The organism is Pseudomonas mosselii (assembly GCF_019823065.1).
Taxonomy (GTDB): domain Bacteria; phylum Pseudomonadota; class Gammaproteobacteria; order Pseudomonadales; family Pseudomonadaceae; genus Aquipseudomonas; species Aquipseudomonas mosselii.
Window position 1 is genome coordinate 3341959 of the sequence record NZ_CP081966.1, and the last position, 26079, is coordinate 3368037.

A 26079-nucleotide genomic window follows, 5' to 3' on the forward strand; every position below is an offset into this window, starting at 1 on the left:
TGGACTCGCGCACCGTCTGCTGATTGACCTGACGTACATCGGCACGAATGCTGCCTACGGCAGAGATCGCGACGTCGCCCGTGGCCACCAGTTCGCTCTGACGCAACGTCTCGTCGGTGCGCCCCTTGCCCTTCATGCTGAACCAGCCAGCGTCTGACTTGCTTTTCTCGTGACTCTCCTGATGCAGGTCCTTGACCCCTTCGAAGGTGATGTCACCCCCGCTTTCCAGGGTCAGGTCGTCGCCGCTGGTGAGCTTGGCCACCTGGTAGCGTTGGTCGCCATCACTGACGAGGGTCAGGTCGCCACCACTGGTGATCTCACTACCGACATGACGCACATCGGTGACTTCATCGCGCCTGGTCTTCTTGCTGCCGAAGCTGCCCTTGCTCTTTTTCTGGTACAGCGAGTAATCGCTGTCGGTCTCGGCCAGCAGTTCGAGCTGGTCACCGGCGTAGAGGAAGGCCTCGTCGCCCGCGCTGACACGGCTGGAGATAAGCCTGAGGTCCTCGCCTGCCGTGAGCGAGACATCGCCGCCAGCCTTGAGGTCGGTCGCCACCTGGCGGACATGGTCCTCCTGGCGCGTGACTTTTTTGCTCTTGGCGTAGAAATGCTCCTCGTTGGCCGCGGAGGCCAGGGTCAGGTCGTTGAGGGCATCGACGGTGATGTTGCGCTTGGCCTCCAGTTCGCTGCCGACAGCGGTGAAGTCGTGGCCGGCGAACATGCCCAGGTCGCGGCCCGCGGTAACCTGCGAGCCGAACTGGGTGATGCTCTCGCTGCTCTGGCGCCCGTTGCGGTACTGGGTGCTCTGCTCGGCCGAGCCGATCAGCAGGTCACGGCCCGTGCGCATCTCCAGGTCGCCGCCGGCCTGCAGCACGCCGCCGACGTTGACCATGTCGCGACCGGTGGACATCGACAGGTCGTTGCTCGCCTCGATGCGCGCGGCGCTGTCCAGGGTCGCCCAGGTGGTGTAGCGGCCCTGCTCCTGCGACTGGGTGCGCTCGTTGACCACGTCGCCCAGCAAGGTGGAGAGGTTGACGTCACGCCCTTTGATGATGCCGCCGGCACCGTTGTACAGGGTGTTGCCCGCCAGCAGGTCGACCCGCCCACCGGCTTCGATCAGCCCGGTGTTGACCAGGTTCTCGCCCGCGCTGGCCGACAGGTTGTTGCTGGCACGCACGGTACCGGGGTTGATCAGGTCGGTGCCGGCGATCAGGGTCACGTCCTTGCCTTCGATCAGGGCGCCGTTGGGTGCCAGCCGGTCATTGGCGTTGGCCAGATACAACACTGGCACCAGCACTTTCTCACCCATCACCTGGTGCTCTTCGAGCCAGACGATGTCGTGGGTCAGTGCCGCCACTTGCGCTGCCGTCAGGCTCACCCCGACGGACAGGTTCAATTGCTGCTTGCTGGCCAGCGCGTTGTCCATCAGGTGGCGATACAGCGCCTCGTCGGAGGTCTGCCCGTCGATGTAGCGCTTGCCGGTGCGGGCCGTGACCGCCTGCTGGATCAGGCGCTGCTCGTAGAAACCGTCGCCCAGGCGTTTCCAGCTCTTGTCCGGGTCGTAACCAAGGTTGCCGAGCAGGTAATCCGAACTCATGAACTGCTTGAGGTCGGTCAGCACCGGGTCGGTTTCGATCAAGTACTTGTGCGGCTGGGCGCCGGTCGTGGCGGCGGGTACGCCCTGCACCCGGGGGATGCTCTGCGGGTTGATCGCGCTGGCCCGGCTGGAAACGCCGGCGGCCACGCTTGGGCTGACAGCCGCGACCGTCGGCAGTACCGGAGCCGGTTGCGTGATCGTGGCGCCACCGCCCAATCCGCTGGCCAGGCGCGGTGCCTCCACTTGTACAGGAGTAGCCTGGTGGCCGGCGCCCAGTTCGCTGCGGCCTGGCAGCGTCTGTGGCCCCTGCCCCGCCGCGATCGCCTCGACCCTGACGGTGTCGATCCGTGTATCCAGGTCGATGCCCTGGCGCTGACGCTCGCCCAGTTGACGCTCGCTGGCGCTGCTCGGCGCCAGCGCCGCGATATCGACAGCGCGCCCCTGCATCTGCGGCAGCGGTTGCTGGCGCTGTTGCAGGTCGATGCTGGCGCCGCCCAGCGTCCAGCTGGCGGGGGCCGGATCGGCCACCGACACGCTGGCCTGGCTGGCGGCCTGGCTGCTCAGGCGGAACAGGCCATTGCCGCTGGTGGGCAGGCTGAAGCCGGGCAGATCCAGCGGGTTGACCTGGCGCTGGGCCAGGTCAGGCGGCAACTGCCGGTTCGGCGCCACCACCGTGCGGGTGAAGGTGGCGGCCGTGCGCGTGTCCAGCGTGCGCCCGGCGTTGGCGCCCGGTGCGTTCCAGGCTTGCTCGACCCCGTTGCTCAACCGCGTGGCGGCCGTGATCGAGACATTGCCACCGGCCTGGATGATTGCCGGCAGGTAGGTCGGCGCTTCGCCGGCAATGATCTTCTCGGCAAAGACATTCGCGCCGCTGGCGCCTGCGGGTAATGCAGTACGAATACCCGGAACATACATCGACGGAGCCAGGTAATTCTCGTAGTAGATATCACTTTTCGCCGAAACCTGAATGGCTACGGAACCAAAACGCAACCACGGACGCTGCTCGCGGCCTGGACCACAGCAACTGAAGCTTGTCGGACGCAGTCGTGAAGCCTGGCCATCGGCGTTCAGGAACCAGAAGTCATAGTTGTATTGGGCATCGTTGTAGCGGTTGTAGGCATACATCTCCTGCGTTCTGACCGGGGCATCGAGATACTTTGCGCTGGTATAGTTGCCAACCGCGCTCCCCTGGTTTTCGAAGGTGTCCACCGTGATTTGAATATTGCCGGTGGCTGCCACTGTAGAGTTGCTATTGCTGAACCGACCACCTGTCACCATCAGGTCTTTCCCAGCGGTGATATTGGAAGCCACCGTGTCAGAGCCGGATGGCGCCGATGTGCGAATCTCCTCCAGCAGCACGTAGTGGGAAGGATCTGAATAGGTACTGGCGTATTGGCGTGGCCCGGTGCAGCTGTAACAACGAATCCCCAGCGCCGAGGAAATGACCTCCCGGTTCACGTTGAAGTTGTTGCGCTCGTTGACCACCTGCGTCGCATTCAGGCTGAAGTTGCCCAGGCTCTGCATCTGCCCCGACAGGTTGCGGATCAGCGTCGCCCGGCTACCCGGCAGCAGGCCGCCGATGGCGATGTCGCCGATGCCGTACAGGTCCGCCAGGGTGTTGTTCAGGTTGTCCGTGGCCACTTGCATGGCAGCGCCTGAGAAAATCAAGCCGCCGCCCTGGTTGGTGATGCCGCTGGCAGTCAGCTGCAGGCCGCCCGAGCCTGCCAGCGTGCCGCTGTTGAGCAACTGCCCGGCGTTGATCTTCAGCGTCTGCCCGGCCGTGACGCGGCCCAGGTTGCCCAGTGCCGCAAGGCTGCCCGCGCCGCCCAGGGTCACATTCCCGGCGCCGGCGAGCGTGCCGCCGCTGGCCAGGTCGATGCTGCCCGCATCCAGCGACAGCGCCCCCAGGCTGGTCGCGCGACCGCCCGCGGCGTAACGGCCGGACAACGCCAGCGCCAGGCTGCCGTTGCTGGCGATCAGGCCCTCGTTGCTCCAGTTGGTGCCCGTGCCCACCAGGCTTTCGCTTGCCAGCAACTGACCGCTGCCGGTCTGCACCAGCTCACCGACATTGACCGTCAGGCGCGCCGCCTGGATCACGCTGCTGTTGGTCCAGCTCGCGGCGTTCAGGGTCAGGCCGCCAAGGGTGACGATTTCGCCGCCGGCCCCGCCGAGGTTGGCCAGGCCAATATCGAACGTGCCGGCCCCACCATGCACCAGGCGCCCCCCGGCATTGAGGAAGCCCGCCGACTGCAGGCTCAGGTCCTGGTTGGCGATTTCCAGCACGCCGCCACGGTTGTCCAGCGCCCCCGTCAACTGTAGGCGCGTGCCGCCGGCACTGCCCAGGGTACGCAGTTGGCCGCCCTGGTTGTTCAGGCCGGCTGCGCTCAAGCCCAGGCGGCTATCGCTCTCGATGATGCCGCCTGTGTTGATGAGGTTGCCACGCAACCCGAACTCCACGGACTGGCCGGCGATCTGGCCGTTGCCGCCGTTGTCCAGGTCGATGGCGTCGATGCCTAACTGCCCCAGGGCAAACATGCCGCCACCGCGGTTGTTCAGGTTGGCGGTGCGTACGTCCAGGGCGCCGGCCTGGGCGGCCAGGCGGCCACCGCTGTTGTCCAGCCCGCCGAGGGCGATCAGCTTGAGCTGGCGCGCCTGAATGATACCGTTCTGGGCATTGCCCAGCAGACCGCCGACCTTGGCATCGAGCAGCCCTTGCAGGCTGGCGAGCACTCCGCCACGGTTGTCGACGCTGTCAGCCTCGAGCAGCAGGTTGCCACCCTGCGCGATCAGCTTGCCGCCCTGGTTGTCCAGCGAGCCGAGGCTGGTCAGAGTGACAGCGCTCTTGGCCTGGGCGGCGCCCCCTTGGTTGCTCACGCGTGCGGCGTGCACCACGAGGCTGCCGGCATCGGCGTGGATCAGGCCGTCACGGTCGTTGAGCATGGCGCCCGTGAGGTCCAGCTGAACGTCGCCCTTGGCGGCCAGCGTGCCCTTGTCGCTATTGTCGAGGCTGGCCCCGGCCAGGCGCAGCCCGGCCTGGCTGACCAGTTGTCCTCCCCGGTTGAGCACCACGGTGGTGCCCCGCACCTGCAAGCCCGCGCCGCTGAGCAGCTTGCCCTGGACGTTGCTCAGCTGGCCGGCAAGGTCCAGTGTCAGGGTGTCCAGCCCGACCAGCGTGCCGCCTGAGTTGTCCAGGCCGGCGGCGCGCAGGCTGAACGCCGCCCCGCTGTCGATCCGCCCGCCCTGGCGGTTGTCCAGGGTGCCGCTGCCAAGGTCCAGGTGCTGCGCCGCGGCGCTGGCCAGAAACCCGCCACGGTTGTCGAGGCTGGCCGCCTTGACCTGGAGCAGGCCCTGGCTGACCAGCGCGCCGCCCAGGCTGTTGTCCAGCGCTGCGCCGAGCGTGATCGTCAGGTCGCCCTCCCGGCTGGAGAGCGTGCCGCCGTTGCGGTTGTCCAGGCTGCTGGCGGTCACCTCCAGGCCTTGGCTGCCGGACACCAGGCCGCCCTGGTTGAGCAGCCGGTCGGCGCCCAGCGTCAGGCGCCCGGTACTGATCAGCCGCCCGGCGCCGTTGTCGAGTGCGCGCGCGCCCAGGCTGAAGCCCTGCGCGCTGGAAATTTCGCCCTGGCGATTGTCGAGGTCGCGCAGGTTGGCCAGGGTCAACGGACCTTTGCCGTGAATCAGCCCCGCACGGTTGTCGAGATCACCGGCCAGCCCCTCGAACAGCAAGGCCAGGCTGCCCTCGCTCAACAGGCGTCCGCCTTGCTGGCTGAGGCGGGTGGCCTGCACCTGCAGCGCGCCCTTGGCGGAAATCTCGCCGGCATCGTTGCGCAACTGGCCGGTGCTCAACACCAGGCTATCCTTGCTGCTGATCAGGCCCTTGGCGCTGTTGTCGATTTGGCCGGCCTGCACTGTCAGGCGTTGCTCGGTCAGCACCTGGCCGCCCTGGTTGTCCAGGTTGGCGGCGTTCAGATCGAGCAGCTGGCGGGCGTTCACCAGGCCGCCGGCCTGGTTGCCGAGCAGGCCGGCGACGTCCAGGCGCAGGTCACCCCGGCTGTTGATGTGGCCGCCGGCATTGGCCAGGCTCGCCGCCTTGAGCGCCAGGCCTGCGGCGGCGATCTGCCCCTTGAGGTTGAGCAAGGCGCGCTCCACCACCAGATTCAAACCCTGCTGGCCGAGCAACTTGCCGTTGCCGTTGTCCAACTCGGTCGCCGCCAGGCTGAAGGCGCTGGCGCTGGAGATTTCACCGCCACGGTTGTCGACACGCGCCAGGCGCTTGAGCAGCAGCTGGCCAGGGGTATTGATCAACCCCTGCTGGTTATCCAGCTCGCCGTGGTCGAGGTCCAGCTCGATGCGCTGCGCGCTGTACAGGGTGCCGCCCTGCTGACGCAGGCTGGTGACGTTGGCGACCAGGGCCTGCTGGCTGGTGATGCGGCCGCCGCTGTTGTCCAGTCGGGCCGCGTCGAGGTTCAGGCTGGCGCCACTGGTCAGGCGCCCGCCCTCCTGGTTGTCGAGATTGCCGGTGGCGATGCGCAACTCATCCTTGGCACTGATCGTGCCGGCCCGGCTGTCGAGGCTGGCGCCGGCCAGGTCGAGACGCCCGTTGGCTATCACCTGGCCGCGGCGGTTGGTCACCGCCCCCTGGCTTTCTAGCCACAGGTCGCCGGCGCTGGACAACAGGCCAGCGTTGTTGCCCAGCAGGGCGCCGACCAGACGCAAACCGCCTTCGCTGGTGATGCGTCCCTGGTCGTTGAGCAGGTCGCCCTCGACCTCCAGGTCCTGGCCGGTGTCACCACGCAACTCACCGCCGCGGTTGTCCAGGCTGGCACCGCGCAGGTGGACACTGCCGGCACCGATCAAGCCTTGCTGGTTGAGGGTCACCCGCTGTTCGAGCGTCAACAGGCCCTTGGCCAGCAGCAGGCCCCCGGTGCTGTTGTCCAGGTGTTGCCCGATAAGCGTGACGCTGCCTTTGCCGTTAACCTCGCCGCCGCGGTTGTCCAGGGTCGCGGCCTTTAGCACCAGGGCGCCCGTGGCCCCGAGCAGCCCCGCCGCGCGGTTGTCGACCTGGTCGGCGTCCAAGGCCAGCGCCCCCTCGGCCTGGACCTTGCCTTGCCGGTTGTCCAGCGCACCCAGGCGTGCCTGCAAGTCACCCTTGGCCGACAGCTTGCCCTCGGCATTGAGCACGGTGACAGCGCCAAGGCCGAGATCGCCATCGGCCTGCACGGTGCCACCTTGGTTATCCAACGCTGCGCCGACCTGAAGCCGCAAACCGCCGAGACTGCCCAGCAATCCGCCTTGGTTGTTCAAGCCGGCGGCACTGAGCTCTAGCCCTCGGGCACTGACCTGGCCGCGCAGGTTGTCGAGCTGGCGGGCGATGCGCACGGTCAGGTGCTCGCCGCCCAGCAGTTTGCCGTCGGTGTTGTCCAGGCTGTCGGCAAGCAACGTGTAGGCCTGCAGACTGGAAATCTCGCCACGCTGGTTGACCACCTCGCCGAGGTTGCGCAGCACCAGCGGGCCGGGCCCACGAATCAGGCCGCCGCTGTTGTCCAACCGGCCGTGGTTCAGGTCCAGTTCCAGCCCCTGCAGGCTGAACAGCTCCCCGCCCTGCTGGTCAAGGCCGGTGACACTGGCATTGAGCGTGCGCGCGGAAATGCTGCCGGTGGCCTGGTTGCCGACCTGCCCGGCCGTGAGCTGCAGACGCTCGCCGCTGCGTACGACACCCGCCTGGCCATTGTCCAGGGTGCCGGTGTCGAGGTTCAGGTTGGCTTCGGCGGTGAGTCGACCGCCGTTGCGGTTGTCGACGCTGGCACTGGCCAGCACCAGGCTGGCGTCAGTCTCGATGCGGCCGCCCTGGTTGTTCAGCCCCTGCGCGACGGTGGCGCGCAGGTCGCCCTTGGCCGATAGCGTGCCTTGCTGGTTGAGCAGGGACGCGCCATCGAGGCCCAGGCTACCATCGCTGTACAGCCGCCCCGTGCGGTTGTCGAGCAGTGTCGCACCTAGGCCCTGGCCGCTGGCGGACCGGCCAAGCTGCAGATGCTGGCCCGCGCCGATGGTCCCACCCCGGTTATCCAGCTGTGCCATGTGCAGCTCGACCTGCTGACCGAACAGCAGCCCTTTGCTCTGGTTGATCAAGCGGTCCAGCACCAGCGCCAGGCGCGTGCCCGCCAGCACCTTGCCGCCTTCGCTGTTGTCCAGCCTTTCGCCTGCGATGTCGACCCTCGCCAGGCTGGCCAGCCGGCCGCCACGGTTGTCGGTGTCGGCAACCTGCAGGTCGAGCCCCGCGTTGCCGGAGACCAGCCCCCCACCGCTATTGTCGAGCGCATCACCGCGCAGGGTCAGACGCCCTTCGGCGACGAATTCGCCGCCTTGCTGACGCAACTGACGGACATCCGCGCTCACCTCGTCGCGGCTGGCCATACGGCCCTTGCCATTGTTCACCTCGCTCGCGTCCAGGCGCAGCAAGGCACCGGCGGTGAGCAGGCCCTCGCGGTTGTCCAGGTAGCGACCGGCGAACGTCAGGCCCTCCTTGCCACGCAACAGGCCCTTGCGGTTGTCGAGACTGTCGACGGTCGATTGCAGCTGGCGGTCGGCATGCAGGGTACCCTGCTGGTTATCGACACTGGTGCCGCGCAACGTCAGCAGGTCGGCGCCGCTGACCAGGCCGGCGTGGTTGTCCAGACGCCCGAACGCCAGGTCGATCAGCCCCTTGGCGCGGATCTGCCCACCCTCGCGGTTGTTCAGCAAGGCGCCCGTGCCGACCCGTAACGCGCCATCGCTGGTCAGGCTGCCACGGCCGCTGTTGTCCAGGCTGCCGGCCTCGACCCGCAGGTCCTGGCCGGTGCTGAGGACCCCGGCACGGTTGTCCAGGGCCCCGGTGATGTTCACGTGGGTAGCCACATCGCCGAGGATTTCACCCCCTCGGTTGTCCAGGGACGCGGCATGCACCTGGGTCAGGCCACCGCTGGATATTTCGCCCTCGCCGTTGTCTACGGTGCCGGCGACGTCCAGGTCCAGGTCCCGCTCGGCACCCAGGGTCCCGCCATGGTTGGCCAGGCTGGCGGCACGCAACTCCAGGCTGGTCGCCGAGACCAGGCCATGGGCGTTGGCCAGGGCATGCTCCACCAGCACCTTCAGCGCCTGGTCGCTGTGCAGCGTGCCATCGCCATTGTCGAGGCTGTGGGCGGCCAGGGTGAATCCCCTGGCGCTGGATATCTCGCCACCACGGTTGTCGACACCGGCCAGTTGCCGAAGCACCAGCTGCCCAGGGGTGTGGATCAGGCCGCCGCGGTTGTCCAATGCGCCGAGCGACAGGTCGAGCGTCAGGTCGCCATCGCTGACCAGGTGCCCGCCCGCCTGCTGGTCCAGGCGCCCAAGCTCGGCCAACAGCCCCTTGTGGCTGGCGATACGGCCGCCCTGGCTGTTGTCCAGCTCTTTTGCCTTCAACACCAGGAGGTCACCGCTGCGCAGTTGACCAGCCTGGCGGTTGACAAGCACCTCGCTGGTGATCGTCACGGCCCCTGTGCTTTCGAGCACGCCGGCATCGCCGTTATCCAGGCGCTGGCCCGTGAACGCCAGGCGCCCCGCGCCCTTGATCTGCCCGGCCCGGTTGTCCAGTGCCTGCAGGTCGAGGTCGATATCACCTGTGGCCAGGAGCTTGCCAGTGTTGTTGTCCAGGCCCGCGCCGACGAGCGACAGCGCGCCACCGGCGCTGATCAGCCCTGCGCGATTGAGCAGTTCGGCGTCGATGCGCGCGCTCAGTCCGGCGTTGCTGACCAGTTCTCCGGCAGCGTTGTCCAGACGGCTTGCATGAACATCCAGCGCCTGTGCGGCAATGCGCCCCCGGGCATTGTCCAGGGCCTGGGCAATGCGCACGGTCAGCGCCTGTTCGGAGAGCAGCTTGCCATCCTGGTTGTCCAGGCTGTCGGCAGCCAGGCTGAAGCCCTGCTGGCTGGAGATCTCGCCCCGGCGGTTGCCAACCGTGGCCAGGTTGCGCAGCAGCAAGGCGCCCGGGCTCTGCAGCGTGCCGCCTTCGTTGTTCCAGTGACCACGGGAGAGATCCAGAGTCAGCCCCTGGGCGGCGCTGATGCGCCCCTGGCGGTTATCCAGGCCGTTGCTGGTCAGTAGCAGGCTGCCGTTGCCGGCGATGTGCCCCTGCAGGTTGACCAGGCTGCCGGCCTGCAGCACGAAAGCCTGCTCGGCCAGCAACTTGCCACGGCTATTGTCCAGCTGACCGGCGACCTGCAATTGCAAGCCACCACGGGCCTGCAGGGTGCCGCCCTGGCTGAGCAGGGTCGCGGCGTTCAAGGCCAGGTCGTGGCCGGCGATCAGCCCGGCGGTATTGGCCAGCTGCCCGGCGATGCGCACCTGCAGGTCGTTGCCACCGAGCAGTTTGCCGGAGCTGTTGTCCAGCTGCCGCGCCACCAGCGCATAGGCCTGGCCGGCGGAGATCTCACCGCGCTGGTTGTTGACCGTCCCCAGTCGTTGCAGGGTCAGTTGGCCCGGGGTGGTGAGCAGGCCGCCTTCGCTGTTGTCCAGGTGGCCGTCGGCCATGTCCAGGGTCAACGCCTTGGCGCCGTGCAACTGGCCCCCGCCGCGCTGGTCGAACTGGCCGAGGCGCGCCGTGGCCTGACCATCGCTGGCGATGCGCCCGGCATTGCGGTTGTCGACGCTGGCGGCCTGCAGTTGCAAGTCCTGCCCGGCAGCCAGGGCGCCGGCGCGGTTGTCCAGGCGCCCGGCGACGGTGATGTCCAACGCCTGCCCGGCGCTCAGCCGGCCGCCTTGGTTGTCCAGCTGGTTGGCGCTCAGCGTGTTGCGCTGCCGCGCCGACAGCTCGCCGCCGCGATTGTCCAGGGTCTGCGCGGTGACGCGCTGGGCCTGGCCGGCGCTGATCAGGCCGTTCTGGTTGCCCAGGGTCTGTGTCGCCTGCACGGTCTGGTCGCGCCCCGCCAGCACCCTGCCCTGGGCGCTGTTGTCCAGGGCGGCGCTGGTGATCCGGCTGTCCTGCCCGGCACTGAGGGTACCGCTGCGGTTAACCAGCTGCCCTTGTACCGCGAGGTCCAGGTCGCGGCTGGCGACGATGCTCTTGCCGCTGTTGAGCAACTGCCCACTGGCGATGCTCACGTCACCCTGGGCGTTGCGGCTGCCATCGGCATTCACGCCGGCCTCGATCACGCCCTGGTTGGCCAGTGTGCCTGTGGCCTGGACGCTGATTCGGTTGCCGGCAGTGATCGCCTGGCGAGAGGTCAGGTCGGCACTGCTGCGCACCTCGACCTGGCTGGCGCCATGCACCGGCCCTTGCAAGTCGACGCCGGCGGCCTGCAGCTTGACTGCACCGCTGGCGCTGGCCTGGGCCAGGCTCAGCTGGCCGTTGGCGTCCAGGCGGATATCGCCGCCACTGGCCGCCACGTCCCCGGCCAGGCGCACACCGACGCCCGCCTCGGTACCTACCAGGCGAATGGCGCCGGCGTACATGCCACCCAGGGCGCTGGAGTCGATGGCCAGGGCCGGCGCATCGGCCGCGTTGCCTGCACGCGGTGCCGCGGCCAGGGTCTGGGCGTCGACGTCGTTGCGCCCGGTGATGACGTTCAGTTCACGGGCGCGCAACTGCGCGTTCAGGCGTGCCGAGCGGGTAATGATGTCGAAGCGTTCGACGTTGTCGGCATTCAACCCCGCCCCTTCCAGGGCCACGCTGCCGCCATCGACTTGGTAGCCGCTGACCGCGCCACGGCCATCGAGCACCGGCTTGCCGGTGCTCAGGGTCACCTGGGGCGTGTTGATGAAGCCGCAGCCATCGCAGGTGATACCGTGAGGGTTGGCGACGATGACCTTGGCCGCATGCCCGGCCACTTCGGTATAGCCGCGCAGCTGGCTGGCGTTGGCACCGTTGACCTCGTTGAGGATGACATTGGCCGCCGCCCCCTGCAGGTTCGGGTTGCCAAGGATGATCCCGCCCAACTGGGTAGCCTAGGTGCGCTCGGTGGCATTGTTGAGGATCAGCCCCTGCTGGCCGACGTTGTAGTCGCTGAACTGGTTGTGCGACAGCCCGCTGCCGTTGGGCGCGGCAATGTTGACGATCGGCACACCGTTGCCCGCCTGGCCGAGGCTGGTGCCCGGCCCGCTGACCACCACGCCTTCTGCGGCCTGCGCCCACAGCGGCTGCCAGAACATGGCGTTGGCCAGCAGGAAGGCCAGGCCACGCTTGGGCAACCCGCAGAAATGCTCACGGGGCTGAATTTCGGCCGAGCGTTGGCGGGCCAGGAAGGCAAACAGGCGGACGTCCATGTCAGGTCTCGTGAATCAGGCGGTCAGATGAAGAAGTCCAGGCGGAAATACACCGGGCGTTCCTTTTCGGTCAGCACGTCGGGGCGTTCCAGGCTGTGGGCGAAGGTCACGCTGGCGGCCATGTGCTGGCCGCGGGCGAACAGCTCCAGCGAATGGCTGCTGGCACGGCCGTGGTACTCGCCGTTGTAGCGATCGTTGCGGATTACCCCGAGGTCGTAACCCAAGCTCAGGCCGTACTCGGCCACCAGCGGTTGCAGCAGCGGCCAGTTCACCGGGCGGGTCCAGCGCAGGTCGTTGCGCCAGTAGCCGCCGCTGTCGCCGGACAGCGACTGGTCCTTTAGGCCGCGCACCGACGACAGCCCGCCAAGGCTGATGCGCTGCGGGCTGAACAGCACGTCCTCGCTGCGCTGGCCGGTGGCCAGGCTGCTGAAGCTCAGGCGCTCGCCGAGGAGCTGGAAGCCCTGCACGTAGCTGAGCGTGGCGCTGTACTTGCGGTAGCGCGCCACCGGCTGGCCCGGGCGTGGGTGGCCATTGTCCTGGGCGTCGAAGGCGCCGATGCCCTCCTGGGTGCCCAAGTCGAGGTTGACGAAGGCATTGCCCAGACGCCGGCCATGGTTGATGCCGAACTGCGCCTCGCTGAGACGGTTGCTGCTGCCGGCCAGGCGGCTGTCCTCGATGTAGTTGTTGGTGCGCAGGTGGGCCATGCCGGCATTGAGCGAGGTCTTGCTGGTGGCGTCGCGGTGTACCACGCGCTCGGCGCGCAACTGGTGGTTCTGGCTGTCGCCGGTCTGCTTGAAGGCAAAGCCGTTGGCCTGGGCCAGGGAGCGGTATTCGCTCTCGCTGTAGCTGTAGGTGAAGTTCCACCAGCCCCAGGGCAGGTTGTAGAACAGCACGCCGTTCTTCGAGCCCTGGGTGTGATCGCTGACCACGTCGTGGCCGCCGCGCAGCATCAGCTGGTCGGCCAGGCCCAGCGGGCTGTCCCATTCCAGGCCGAGGTTGAGCATCTGCTCGCCGGTGCTGCGTTGGCCTTCGTTGTTGCGCGACAGCGAGGCGCGCCAGGGTTTCTGTTGGGTGTTGCGCACCAGCACTTCGCTGCCGCCGACGGCCTTGCCCGGGGTCAGCTCCATCTGCGCCTTGTTCGACGGCAGGCGGTTGAGCTGGTCGACCATCTGCTCGATCTCGCGCAGGTTCAGGCGCTGGTCGATATCGCCGGGAAAGGCCATGCCCAGCTCACGGTCGCTCAGGCCGCTGGCCGGGTCCGGGCGCAGCCCTTCCAAGCGCCCTTCCACCACCAGTACCTGCAGATGACCCGAGGACAGGTCCTGCTGCGGCAGGTACGCGCGGCTGGTGACCAGGCCGCGACCCAGGTAATGGTCGGTGATGGCCTTGAGCAAGGCGTTGAGCTGGGTGACGCCCAGGCACTGGTCGATAAAGGGCTTGAGCAGGCGGTCGCGGTCGGCGGCGGACAGGCTGTCGGCGCCCTTGAGTTCGATGGTGTGGATGGTGAAGCAGCGGCTGTCGGCCGCCGGTTGCGACTCACCGGGTTCGGCGGCCTTGCCGGGCAGGTTGCGCAGTTCTTCGAGGCGGCGCTGCTGCTCTTCGAGCAGACGGTCCTGGCGGTCGCGGATCAGGTCCTGGTCGCCGGGTGAAACGGCCCAGGCCAGAGGGCTGCATAGCAGGCCGACAAGCGCACAGAGGGCCGTTTTGCGCCCTGAAACTAGACATCCCGCCATGACCAATCCCTGGTGAACAGTGCAAAGTGGCGGGCATACTATTTTGCCATCATATTGGCGTCAATTTGCCATCATCCGGTTTTTTGTAACACCGCTCTCCGTGTTGAATGAAACCATTGAGATAGAGCTGTTGCGCTACAGAGAAAAATTTTTGCCCTGTCGCCGTGAACGATGTGGAGCTGCCGTGCAGCTCCACGACTTGGGCCTTACGGCATCACCGGCGGCACATACTGCAAGGTCGTGCCCAGCGCCCACAGCAACACCAGCACCAGCGGCACATGCACCAGCAACTGCACGAACGAGAAGCCGATCAGGTCGCGCGCCTTGAGCCCCAGCACCCCCAGCAGCGGCAGCATGTAGAACGGGTTGATCAGGTTCGGCAGCGCCTCGGCGGCGTTGTAGATCTGCACCGCCCAGCCCAGGTGGTACTGCAGGTCGTTGGCCACCAGCATCACGTACGGCGCCTCGATGATCCACTTGCCGCCGCCGGACGGGATGAAGAAGCCGAGCACCGCCGAGTACACGCCCATCAGCAGCGCATAGGTGTCATGGGTGGCGATCTGGGTGAAGAACACCGAGATATGGTGGGCCAGGGTCTGGGCGTCCGCGCCCTTGACCTGGGTGAGGATGGCGGCGATCGAGCCATACAGCGGGAATTGGATCAACACCCCGGTGGTGGTCGGCACGGCACGCGTCACCGCGTCGAGGAAGCTGCGCGGACGCCAGTGCAACAAGGCGCCGAGCATGATGAACAGCAGGTTGTAGGTGTTCAACCCGGAAATCGCGGTGATCGCAGGCTTGGTGGCGAACTCCTGGTACAGCCAGCCGGCGGCCAGGGCAACCAGCAGCAGGATCAGGATCGGGCTGTATTCCAGCCACTCGCCCGGGCGGGTGCGCTGTGACGAAGGCGGCGCGCTGAAGCTCGGGTCGACGCCGCAGTCCTGGGCGCTGCGGGCGCTGTTCGGCCCGGGCGCGGTGGCATAGGCCACGACCAGCGAGACGACCACCAGCGCGGCAAGCATCACCCCGGACTGCCAGAGGAAGATGGTCTCGGTGAACGGGATCACCCCGGTGATCGACAGGATCGATGGCGGCAGGCTGGCCGGGTTGGCCTGCAGCTGCGCGGCCGACGACGACAGGCCCAGCGCCCACACCGCGCCCAGGCCCAGGTAGGCGGCGGCACCGGCGGCGCGGTAGTCCATCTTCAGGTCGCTGCGACGGGCCAGGGCGCGTACCAGCAGGCCGCCGAACACCAGCGACAGGCCCCAGTTGAGCAAGGACGCGAGCATCGAGATCAGCGCCACCCAACATACCGCCGAGCGGCCGTTCTTCGGCAGGCGCGCCAGGCGGTCGATCAACCGGGCAGCGGGTGGCGAGCTGGCCACCACATAACCGCCGATGACCACGAAGGCCATCTGCATGGTGAACGGAATCAGGCTCCAGAAGCCGTCACCGAAGGCCTTGGCGGTGTCGGTGGGCTTGCCGCCCATGGCCAGGGCGCCGAGGGACACCAGCATCACCGCCAGGGCGGCGAACACCCAGGAGTCGGGGAACCAGCGTTCGGCCCAGTTGGAGCAGCGCAGGGCAAAGCGGGCGGAGCGGCTGTCTTGGATATCAGCGGCCACGATGTTTTCCTTTTTCTGATTTTTATAGGAATGAAACGGCGTCGCCCCATCGCGGGGCAAGCCCGCTCCCACGAGGGATGCGTGGTCCTTCGTGGGAGCGGGCTTGCCCCGCGATGGGGCGCTTGCAACGGTGCTGCTTAGAAAGTCATTTCCTGCACATCGTCCGGCACGATCAGCTTGCCGGCGGTCTTCTCGATGATTTCCTCGATGCTCACGCCCGGGGCGGTCTCGCGCAGGATGAAGGCGCCGTTTTCGATCTCAAGGTAGGCCAGGTCGGTCAGCACCTTGCGGATGCAGCCGGCGCCGGTCAGCGGCAGGCTGCACTTGGGCAGCAGCTTGGACTCACCGTCCTTGGAGGCGTGGGTCATGGTGACGATGATGTTGTCGGCACCGGCCACCAGGTCCATGGCGCCGCCCATGCCCTTGACCAGCTTGCCGGGGATCATCCACGAGGCGATGTTGCCTTCCACGTCCACCTCGAAGGCGCCAAGCACGGTGAGGTCGACATGGCCACCACGGATCATGGCGAAGGATTGCGCCGAATCGAAGATCGACGCGCCACGGCGGGCGGTGACCGTCTGCTTGCCGGCGTTGATCATGTCAGCGTCGATCGTGGCTTCGGTGGGGAACTCGCCCATGCCCAGCAGGCCGTTCTCCGACTGCAGCATCACTTCCATGCCGTCGGGCACGTAGTTGGCCACCAGGGTGGGGATGCCGATGCCGAGGTTGACGTAGTAGCCGTCCTTCAGTTCACGGGCGACGCGTTGCGCCATTTGTTCGCGGGTCAATGCCATGGTCAGGATCTCTTTGTTGTTCTTGAGGGCGGCGCTCAGGCCTTGACGGTGCGCTTTTCGATGCGCTTCTCGAAGGTGCCGACGATGACCCGGTCGACATAGATGCCCGGGGTGTGGATCTCGCTGGGCAGCAGCACGCCGGGCTCGACGATCTCTTCGACCTCGACCACGGTGATCTTGCCGGCAGTGGCGGCCAGCGGGTTGAAGTTCTGCGCGGTGTTGCGGTACACCACGTTACCGTAGTGGTCAGCCTTCCAGCCTTTGACAATGGCGAAGTCGCCGGTGATGGATTCTTCGAGGATGTATTTGCGGCCGTTGAACTCGCGTACTTCCTTGCCTTCGGCAACCGGGGTGCCGTAACCGGTGGCGGTGAAGAAGGCCGGGATGCCGGCGCCGCCGGCACGCATCTTCTCGGCCAGGGTGCCTTGCGGGGTGAGTTCCACTTCCAGTTCGCCGCTGAGCAGCTGGCGTTCGAACTCGGCGTTCTCGCCGACGTAGGAGGCGATCATCTTGCGGATCTGCCGGTCCTCGAGCAGCACGCCCAGGCCGAAGCCGTCGACGCCGCAGTTGTTGGACACCACGGTCAGGCCCTTGACGTCGCGGCGCTTGATCTCGGCGATGAGGTTCTCGGGGATGCCGCACAGGCCAAAGCCGCCGGCCAGCACGGTCATGTCGTCGGTCAGGCCCGCCAGGGCCTCTTCATAAGTTGCTACACGCTTGTCCAGTCCGGCCATGCTCAGTCGCCTTTTGTAGTTGTTGGAACCGTACGGTCATCTTCACTGTAGTCGACTGATTTGTTAATTTTGTTTTCGTCATCGATTGATAATTTTTACAAAACAAAAGGCCACTCCTCATGAACGTCAAGCAGCTGCGCGCCTTCGTCACCGTGGCCAAGTACCAGAGCTTCGCCCAGGCCGGCGAGCATCTGCACGTCTCGCAACCGGCCCTGAGCCTGACCATCAAGGCCTTGGAGGACAACCTGGGCGGCGCCCTGCTCACCCGCACCACCCGCAGCGTCAGCCTGACTCCCGAGGGCGAGGTGCTGCTGCCCCTGGCCCGGCGCCTGCTGGCCGACTGGGACGACACCGAGGAGATGCTGCGACAGCGTTTTACCCTGCAGCTGGGGCGGGTCTCGGTGGCGGCCATGCCGGCCTTCGCCGGCAACCTGCTGCCGCAATCGCTCAAGGTGTTCCGCCAGCGCTACCCCAAGGTCAACGTCACCGTGCACGACGTGATCAACGAGCAGGTGCTGGAACTGGTACGCCACCGTCGCGTCGAACTGGGCATCGGCTTCGAGCCTGAAAGCAGCGAGGCGCTGCGTTTTCACCCGCTGTACATGGACCGCTTCGTCGCCGTGGTACCGGCCGACTCGCCCCTTGCCCACCAGCCTCAGGTGCGTTGGCAGGAGCTGCTGGCCGAGGATTTCATCGCCCTGCAACGGCCTTCGGCGGTGCGCCTGCTGCTTGAGCAGCACCTGGCCGCCAACCATGGCAAGCTGGCAGTGGCCTTCGAAAGCCACCAGCTGTCGACCATCGGTCGCATGGTCGCCAGCGGCCTGGGCGTCAGCGCGGTGCCGGCGCTGTGCATCGGGCAGATGCAGGAGCTCGGCGCCCGTTGCGTGCCGTTGGTCGAACCGACCGTGGAGCGGCGCATCGGCGTGATCGCCCTGGGCGATCACAAACTGTCCAAGGCCGCCGAGGCGCTGCTCGATGTGCTGCTGACCCATACCCATCCACAGGAGGTGACATGCGTTACGTGAATCTGGCGGGTTCCCGCGTTCCGGCCATCGGCCAGGGTACCTGGTACATGGGCGAAGATCCGGGCCGCAGGGCCGCCGAGGTGGCGGCGCTGCAACAGGGTATCGAGCTGGGCCTGGGCCTGATCGACACTGCTGAAATGTACGCCGAGGGCGGCGCCGAGCAGGTGGTCGGCCAGGCCATCGCCGGGCGTCGCGACCAGGTGTTCCTGGTCAGCAAGGTCTACCCGCACAATGCCAGCCGACGCGCTGTGCCGGCCGCCTGCGAGCGCAGCCTCCGGCGCCTGGGCACCGACTGCATCGACCTGTACCTGCTGCACTGGCGCGGCCAGTATCCGCTGGAGGAGACCGTCGAAGCGTTCGAGCGCCTGGTCGAGCAAGGCAAGATCCGTCGCTGGGGCGTGTCCAACTTCGACCTTGACGACCTGCGCGAGCTCGACAACCCCGCCTGCGCCACCAACCAGGTGCTGTACAACCCAGCCGAGCGCGGCATCGAGTTCGACCTGCTGCCGTGGAGCCGCCAGCAGGGCTTGCCGACCATGGCCTACTGCCCGCTGGCCCAGGCCGGGCGCCTGCTGCGCCATCCGGTGATGACGCAGGTCGCTGAGCGCCACGGTGCTACGCCGGCCCAGGTGAGCCTGGCCTGGGTGACGCGGGGTGAAGGGGTAATCGCGATTCCCAAGGCGGTCAATCCAGAGCATGTGCGCCTGAATGCGGCGGCGGCCGACCTGGTGCTTGCCGAAGAAGACCTGCAAGACATCGAGCAGGCATTCCCCGCTCCGACACGCAAGCAGCGCCTGGCGATGGTCTGAGTTGCCTGCACGAGGGGCCGCGCCGCGGCCCTATCGTAGGCAAGCCGGCTCCCACACCGACCGTGCCACCTTCAAGCCAAGTGCCAATGACTAGTGGAAGTCCCGGCTGCGCACATCCAGCCCCTGCAACAGGGGGCTGATGTCCTCGAGACGCCGGGCGATCAGGTGCCGTACCCCGCTCTCCTGCTCCAGGCGCCCGCTCACCTTGAGCAACTTCGAACCCACCAGTGCCCGCCGCTGGCGCTCGGCCAGGTCGCGCCAGACCACCACATTGACCATCCCGTGCTCATCCTCGAGGGTGACGAAGGTCACACCGCTGGCGGTCTGCGGGCGCTGGCGCCCGACCACGATGCCGGCCACGGCGACAGTGTCGCCATGCTCGACCCCCGCCAGCTCCGTCGAGCTGCGACAGCCCAGTGCCCGCAAGCGTGAACGCAGCAGGGTCAAAGGATGCGGCCCGAGGGTGGTGCCCAGGGTGCCGTAGTCAGCGGCCAGGTCCTCGGCGACACTCGGCACCGGCAACGCCACCGCCTGCTCGGACACCGGCTCGAGCCCGGCGAACAACGGCAACTGCGATTGCACCGCCGCCACCTGCCAACGTGCCTGGTGACGGTCACCGACCAGCCCGCGCAACGCCCCGGCATCCGCCAGGCGCGCACGGGCACGAGCATCGAGCCCGGCGCGCAGGCACAGGTCCTCGACGTCGCGCCACGGGCGCTGTGCCCGCGCCTGTGCCAGGCGGCAGGCATCGCCTTCACCAAAGCCACGGATCTGGCGCAACCCCAGGCGGATGGCCAACGCCCCCTCGCCCACGGCCTCCAGGGTGCAGTCCCAGTCGCTGTGGAACACATCCACCGGGCGCACCTCGATCCCTTGGCGGCGGGCCTCCTGCAACAACTGGTCGGGACTGTAGAAGCCCATCGGCCAGCTGTTGACCAGTGCGCAGGTGAAGATCGCCGGCTCATGGCACTTGAGCCAACTGCTGGCATAGCACAGCAGGGCGAAACTGGCGGCGTGGGACTCGGGGAAACCGTAGCTGCCAAAGCCCTTGATCTGCTCGAAGATGCGCTCGGCAAAGGCCAGTTCGTAGCCATTGCGCAGCATGCCCGCGATCAGCCGCTCGCGGTGCGGCTCCAGCCCGCCATGGCGCTTCCAGGCGGCCATGCTGCGGCGCAGCTGGTCGGCCTCGCCCGGGCTGTAGTCGGCGGCGACCATGGCCAGCTCCATCACCTGCTCCTGGAACAACGGCACCCCCAGAGTGCGCTCGAAGACGGCCTGGAGTTTTTCCGATGGATAGGTGACCGGCTCCTGCTTGAGCCGGCGCCGCAGGTACGGGTGGACCATGTCGCCCTGGATCGGCCCGGGACGGACGATGGCCACCTCGATCACCAGGTCGTAGAACTTCACCGGCTTGAGCCGGGGCAGCATGGCCATTTGTGCCCGCGACTCGATCTGGAACACACCCATGGTCTCGGCGCGGCCGATCATGGCGTAGGTGGCCGGGTCCTCCTTGGGCAGGGTCGCCAGCGTGTACTCGCGTCCCCGGTGCCGGGTGATCAGGTCGAAGCAGCGGCGCAGCGCGCTGAGCATGCCCAGCGCCAGCACATCGACCTTGAGCAGGCCGACCATGTCCAGGTCATCCTTGTCCCACTGGATCACCGTGCGCTCGGCCATTGCCGCGTTCTCCACCGGCACCAACCGGTCCAGCGGCTGCTCGGAGATGACGAAACCACCGGGATGCTGCGACAGGTGCCGGGGAAAGCCGATCAGTTCCCCCGCCAGCACCAGGATGCGCCGCAGCGAGGGACTGTGCGCATCAAAGCCGGCCTCGGCCAGGCGCCCGGCATCGGGAATGCGATCGCTCCAGCGTCCGCAGCACTTGGCCAGGGCATCCACCTGGTCAGCTGGCAGGCCAAGCACCCGGGCCACATCGCGCACCGCGCCGGCGGCATGGTAGCTGCTGACCACCGCAGTGAGTGCCGCCCGGTGTCGGCCGTAACGGCGGAACACGTACTGGATCACCTCTTCGCGGCGATCATGCTCGAAGTCCACGTCGATGTCCGGCGGCTCGTTGCGCTCGCGGGAGAGGAAGCGCTCGAACAAAAGGCGGTGCTCCATGGGGTCGAGCTCGGTGATGCCGAGCACGAAACACACCACCGAGTTGGCCGCCGAACCGCGCCCCTGGCAGAGGATACGCTGGCGGCGGGCGAAGGCGACGATGTCGTGGACAGTCAGGAAGTAACTCTCGTAGCCCAGCTCCTCGATCAATGCCAGCTCCCGTTCCAGCACCGTGCGCACCTTGTCGCTCGGGCCCTGGGGCCAGCGTTCGGGCAGGCCGCGCCGGCACAGTTCGCGCAACCAGCTGGCCGGGGTCTGCCCTGCGGGCACCAGTTCCCGTGGATACTGGTAGTTCAGCTGGGACAGGTCGAAGGTGCAGCGCCCGGCAATCCGCAGGGTCGGCGCGAGCAGATCGTCCGGGTACAGTTCGCGCAACTGGTCGAGCGAGCGCAGGTGACGCTCGCCGTTGGCGAACAGGAAACGTCCCGCCTCGGCGACCGCGCACTGTTCGCGGATGGCGGTCATGCAGTCCTGCAGCGCACGCCGCCCGCGCACATGCATGTGCACATCGCCGCAGGCCACCAGCGGGATCTCCAGCCGAGTCCCAAGCGCGCGCAGCTGTGCCAGACGCCGGGTGTCGTCGGCCCCGCGATGCAGGTGCACCGCCAGCCACAGGCGCTCGCCGAACAGCGGCCGCAACCAGGCCGCGTCGCCGTCGTCGGGCTCAGCCACCCACAGCGCCAGCAAGCCCTGGTGATGGGCCTCGAGGTCCTCGACGAGCAACTGGTAGCTGCCCTTCTCCGAGCGCCGCCGGGCGCGGGTGATCAGCGCGCAGAGATTCTGGTAACCGACAAGGTCTTCCACCAGCAGCACCAGCTTCGGCCCCTGGTGCACCCGCACCTCGCTGCCGACGATCAGCTTCAACTGATGCTGCTTCGCCGCCTGCCAGGCCCGGACAATCCCCGCCAGCGTGCATTCGTCGGTGATCGCCAGGGCCTGGTAGCCCTGCTCGCGAGCGCGGCGAAACAGTTCGTCGGCACTGGAAGCACCGCGCTGGAAACTGAAGTTCGACAGACAGTGCAGTTCCGCATACGCCGGACCGTTCATGCGAACCAGCCCTGCAACCACAGTGGCCCCGGGGCCGCCAGGTCGCGGAAGGCCCAGCCGCACAGGCCATCGCGGGTCTCGATGCGGTAGTAGTCACGGCGCACGTCGCCACCGTCCCACCAACCGGACTCGATGCGTTCGGCGGCCCCCAGCAGTTGCAGGCCGGCCTCGCTCAAGAGCTGGGGCGTGGGCAGCAGCCAACCGGGACGACGACCAGGGGCCATCACCCGTTGGCCTTGGGCGCCCTGCTCCACGCCTTGCCAGGCGCGCTCGGGGCGATGGTCGGCTTCGGCGCGCAGCCCCCTGACCGCCTCGTCACCGAGCCGCGCCCGCAGCCGTTCACGCAACTGCTCCCAGGGCTGGACCTGCTGCGCGCGCGGGTCGAACAGCGCCTGGCGTTGAGGCACGAAGGGCGGCAGGTCGGCGGCCAGCAGGCGCAGGTTGCGCACCGGCGCCGGGATACGCAGCGGCTCCAGGCGGCCACGGGCCAGCTCGAACAGCAGCGAAGCGTCGCGCTCGGCGGCCAGCAGGCCAACCTTGAGCACGGTGTCCGCGCCTTCGGCGTGCTCCAGGTGCAGCTCGAAACGCTGCACGCCGCAGTCGCGCCCGGCGAGGAAGGCCGCCAGGTCACTGATGAGGCGACGCAAGGGGAACAGCAGCGCCTGATGCGACTCGACATCGAAGTTCAGCTCCAGCCGCGCCTCGAAACGATCGGGCGGCTGGTAGAAGTCCAGCCCCAGGTTGCGCAGGCCGAGCAACTGGTCCAGGTGCAGTTGCACCTGGGCGCTGAAGCGCCTGGCCAAGGCATCGCGCGGCAGCGCCAGCACCTGCTCGAGCCGGTGCAGCCCCATGCGGGCGAAGGCCTCGACTGCGTCGACCGGCAGGCCGACACGGTTGACGGGCATCTCCAGCAAGGCGGCGCGGGTCGCCTGCGGGCAGGTCAGCGCCAGGCCGTCATGGCCGTTGGCGAGCATCCTCGCCGCCACCGGGTTGCTGGCCACGACAATGCGCTGGCGCAGCCCCAGCGCCGCCAGTTCCTGGCGCAAGCGCGCCTCGAACAGCGGCCAGGGGCCGAACAGTTGCAGGCTCGAGCCCACCTCCAGCAGCAACGCACGGGGATAGTAAAGACTGACTTGGGCGCTGAAACGGTAGGCCCAGGCCGCCAGCAACTGCTGCAACTGCTCGATACGCGCCGGCTCGACCTCGACGCAGGTGAAACCGTCGGCCAGGGCGCGGGCGGCGGTCAGCGTCTGCCCTGCGCGCAGCCCCAGCTCACTGGCCGCCGGGTTGACCGCCCGCAGCACACGGCGCTGGGGCGGACCGCCCAGCAGCACCAGCGGCGCCTCGGGGTCGTCGCGTTCGCGCAGGACGGTGTCCAGCGCCAGCTGTGGCAACAGGATGCAGGCCCAGAGCATGGCGCATTACTCCCGCCCGGGGCAGGCGATGGGCGTGACCGGCGCCAGGCCGCCCCGGCACTTGAGCACGCGCCACTGCGCCGGACGCAGGTCGAGGGCAATGCGCAGGGCGGCGGGCGAAGGGTTCAGCGCGGCCTGGTGCGGGCGACAGGCGAACGCCAGCGCATCGCCGGTCTCCGCAGCCACCTGCAGGCGCCGCAGGGCACGGTCGTCGGCACGCTCTGGCCAGCACAGCACGGCGGCGCAACTGCCCGAGCGCAGGCACTGCTCGGCGGCCCACAAGGCATCGATCGCCTCGGCGTCGACCTGCACCAGCCAGCGCAGGTCCACCCCGGCGGCCTGCCAGGCCGGCGCATAGGGGATGAACGGCGGCGCCACCAGCACCACCCGCTGCCCCTCGCCCGTCAGCCGGGCTAGCGTCGGCCAGAGCAGCTGCAGTTCGCCGCAACCGGGGCTGGCCAGCAGCAGTTCGCTCAGCGCCGCCGCCGGCCAGCCGCCTTCCGGCAGGCGCTGGTCGAGGCCGGCATGCCCGGTGGGCTGCAGGCCCTGCGGACGTGCCTGGGCCTGCCGCCCGCGCCATACCTGGCGCTGGTCGAGCAAACGGTCGAGGTCGACCACGGCGCCCATCAGTCACGCCTCAGCAGGCCGCAGAACACGCCTTCGATGAAGAATTCGTGCCCTGGGGTCACGTCGATGGGGGCATAGGCCGGGTTGCGGGGCAGCAGGCGATAGCCATCACGGGTGCGCTGCAGGCGCTTGATGGTGACTTCGCCGTCGAGCCGGGCGACCACGATCTGCCCGTCACGGGCCTCACCCTGCTGGCGAATGCCGACCAGGTCACCGTCGAAGATGCCGTCGTCGACCATCGAGTCGCCGCGCACCTTGAGCAGGTAGTCGGGGGTGCGTCGAAACAGGCTGGGGTCGAGCAGCAGTTGCTCGTGGATATCGAGGTCGGGGCCGATCGGCGCACCGGCGGCGACCTGGCCAAGCACCGGCACCTCGAGGATCTCGGGCCGGCGCAGGGGCTCGGCCAGGCGGATGCCACGCGCCTGGTTGGGCGTGACGTCGATGAACCCGGCCTGGCTCAGGGCGGTGATGTGCTTGCGCGCCACGCTGCGCGAGGCGAAACCGAAGCGCTCGGCGATATCGGCCAGCGACGGTGGCTGACCTTGATCGGTGATGCGCTCGCGGATGAACGCGAGGATGGCGCGGCGTTTGGGGGATAAAGTGTCCATGGAGCACATTTGTACTCTTTTTTCATAACACTGAACAGCTCCCTTCGTCGCCGGCCCTCCCCACCCTGCCTCAGTAGCGAATGGACAGGGCGATCGCCTCGCTCGGCGTCTGGTGTTTTTCCAGCAGCCCCAGCACGTCCTTCTTCAACTGCTCCTGCCTGTCGATCAGCGCCAGGTCGCGGAACTTGTAGTCCAGGTCGGCATAGCTTTCCGATACGCCGGCATTGAGGTGGTTCTTGCCGAAGGTGTGCACGATGTGCTTGGACTTCCAGATGTCGTACTGGCTGAACACCTGGTCCCGCGGCAGGTGCCTGGCAACCGAGAGCGGCACCCGGGTCAGCAGGCAGTAGTTCATCTTGTACTTGTGGAACTGGTAGTGCTCCAGGGAGTGGACGAACGACACGTACCAGATATAGGTGGCGATCACTTCGATGTTGAAGTCCCTGTCGCCGGACTGGCACGGCAGGTTGACGTAACGGCACAGCTCGGCAACCCAGTTGTTGATGTAGGGCTCGGAGCCGTCACGCAGCAGGTCGTCGTAGCTGGCCGAGACGAACTTCAGCACCGCCGCGTAGTAGTCGCGGTACTGGGCATTGAGCACGTGCTGGCCATTGAGGTACTGGTCGAACGGTATGGCGAACCTGATCTCGAATTTCTGGGTCAGCGCCTGGTCCTCGGTCTGGCGTTTGTTGTACATGTTCAGGGCGTTTTCATAGCCGACCTTGTAGAAGGTCTGCGCCGAGTAGTAGCCGATGCAGCTGTAGAGGAACTTGTCGGCGATGCCGGTGGTTTCGCGCAGCGACAGCGGCGACTCCTTGAACTGGTGATTGAGCATCAGGATATAGGCGGTGTGCGGGTCCATCAGCTTGTGGAAGTTGCAATCCTTGGGCACCAGGTTGAACAGGAATGCCGCGCCCATTTCGGCGAAGAACAGATGGTGGTGCAGGTGCGCGCCAAGGATGAAGAACACCATGGTGTTGGACATGAAGTACACCTTGGCCAGGTCCCAGTCCGGCTCGCCCGGGCCGACGCTGAAGCCGTCGCGCAGGGTGATGCGCATGCTGTCGGCGGCAAAATCCTCGGCAATGGCGATGCTGGCCACGTCGAACACCGAGCTGGACAGGCGGATCTCCCGGGTGAAGTCACGCATGTCGAAGGTCGACACGCCATCGACCGTCTGCAGGTAGTGGGTGATCTGCGACGACATCAGGAACACCCGCAGGTCCTCGTCCGAGATGGCCGTCGGCTGTGGGAACTGACCCAGCGGTACCTTGTAGTAGTCGCGGTTGGCCTTGATGATCGACTGGATGTAGTTGTGGTAGACCTTGTCCTTTCTCCAGCGGTAGACCAGCTCGGCGGGCAGCTTCTTGGGGATGTAGCCCATGTGGTAGTCGGTGCCCGGGATCGGCGTGCTTTCCATCGAGATGGAATCGCGGTTGTAGTGGCGATAGCCGAAGTAACGAGGCAGCAGCCATTTCAGCTGAACCCACTTCCAGGTCAGGAAGCTGGTGCCGAGATTGACCGCGTACAACGCCAGCAGCAGCGGTACGAACTTCACGTAGTACAGGCCCACGTACACATGCTTCAACGGCTCGGCGCGGGTTTTGCTCATCAGTATGATCACGGGGCTGACGGTGATGAAAAACGCCAGCAGGATGACTTCCAGCATGCT

The 26079-nt window shown here is 67.1% G+C and carries 11 protein-coding genes and 3 pseudogenes; 2 read left to right on the plus strand and 12 right to left on the minus strand.

What is annotated here, in order from left to right; all coding sequences use genetic code 11:
• Position 1: 1 nt before the first annotated feature.
• The 7 genes and pseudogenes from K5H97_RS30165 to K5H97_RS15550 form a co-directional block, all read right to left on the minus strand.
• Positions 2-1690: pseudogene (locus K5H97_RS30165) on the minus strand (hemagglutinin repeat-containing protein); the annotation flags it as partial.
• A gap of 1593 nt (positions 1691-3283) precedes the next feature.
• Positions 3284-10141, minus strand: a pseudogene (locus K5H97_RS30170) (hypothetical protein); the annotation flags it as partial.
• A 78-nt stretch (positions 10142-10219) separates the two neighbouring features.
• Positions 10220-11872, minus strand: a pseudogene (locus K5H97_RS30175) (two-partner secretion domain-containing protein); the annotation flags it as partial.
• Positions 11873-11895: 23 nt separating this feature from the next.
• Complete coding sequence (locus K5H97_RS15535) at positions 11896-13605, minus strand: ShlB/FhaC/HecB family hemolysin secretion/activation protein (RefSeq protein ID WP_028691536.1); 1710 nt, start codon at positions 13603-13605, stop codon at positions 11896-11898.
• A gap of 206 nt (positions 13606-13811) precedes the next feature.
• Positions 13812-15230: a short-chain fatty acid transporter gene (locus K5H97_RS15540; RefSeq protein ID WP_028691537.1), complete on the minus strand. Its 1419-nt coding sequence runs from the start codon at positions 15228-15230 to the stop codon at positions 13812-13814.
• A gap of 137 nt (positions 15231-15367) precedes the next feature.
• On the minus strand, positions 15368-16024 hold the full coding sequence (locus K5H97_RS15545) for a CoA transferase subunit B (protein ID WP_028691538.1): 657 nt from the start codon (positions 16022-16024) through the stop codon (positions 15368-15370).
• A 35-nt stretch (positions 16025-16059) separates the two neighbouring features.
• Entirely contained in the window at positions 16060-16758 is a 699-nt protein-coding gene (locus K5H97_RS15550; protein ID WP_028691539.1) for a CoA transferase subunit A, read from the minus strand.
• 119 nt (positions 16759-16877) lie between these two features.
• On the opposite strand from K5H97_RS15550, the gene K5H97_RS15555 reads away from it, so the two are divergent.
• Both K5H97_RS15555 and K5H97_RS15560 read left to right on the plus strand, forming a co-directional pair.
• Positions 16878-17783: a LysR family transcriptional regulator gene (locus tag K5H97_RS15555; protein WP_028691540.1), complete on the plus strand. Its 906-nt coding sequence runs from the start codon at positions 16878-16880 to the stop codon at positions 17781-17783.
• Positions 17771-18592, plus strand: coding sequence for an aldo/keto reductase (locus tag K5H97_RS15560; protein ID WP_028691541.1), 822 nt, complete (start codon positions 17771-17773; stop codon positions 18590-18592). Before K5H97_RS15555 ends, K5H97_RS15560 begins: the two co-directional genes overlap by 13 nt.
• A 90-nt stretch (positions 18593-18682) precedes the next feature.
• Here the strand turns inward: K5H97_RS15560 and K5H97_RS15565 are convergent, their stop codons facing one another.
• From K5H97_RS15565 to K5H97_RS15585, 5 genes are all read right to left on the minus strand, one after another.
• Positions 18683-21757, minus strand: coding sequence for an error-prone DNA polymerase (locus K5H97_RS15565; protein ID WP_028691542.1), 3075 nt, complete (start codon positions 21755-21757; stop codon positions 18683-18685).
• Positions 21754-23172, minus strand: a complete 1419-nt coding sequence (locus K5H97_RS15570; protein ID WP_028691543.1) for a Y-family DNA polymerase — start codon at positions 23170-23172, stop codon at positions 21754-21756. The genes K5H97_RS15565 and K5H97_RS15570 overlap by 4 nt, the downstream gene beginning before the upstream one ends.
• Before the next feature lie 6 nt (positions 23173-23178).
• Positions 23179-23799, minus strand: a complete 621-nt coding sequence (gene imuA / locus K5H97_RS15575) for a translesion DNA synthesis-associated protein ImuA (protein WP_028691544.1) — start codon at positions 23797-23799, stop codon at positions 23179-23181.
• Positions 23799-24407, minus strand: coding sequence for a transcriptional repressor LexA (gene lexA, locus K5H97_RS15580; RefSeq protein WP_081791599.1), 609 nt, complete (start codon positions 24405-24407; stop codon positions 23799-23801). The genes imuA and lexA overlap by 1 nt, the downstream gene beginning before the upstream one ends.
• A 70-nt stretch (positions 24408-24477) precedes the next feature.
• Positions 24478-26076 carry a hypothetical protein gene (locus tag K5H97_RS15585; RefSeq protein ID WP_028691546.1) on the minus strand — a complete coding sequence of 533 codons (1599 nt, stop codon included), beginning with the start codon at positions 26074-26076 and terminating at the stop codon, positions 24478-24480.
• Positions 26077-26079: the final 3 nt, after the last annotated feature.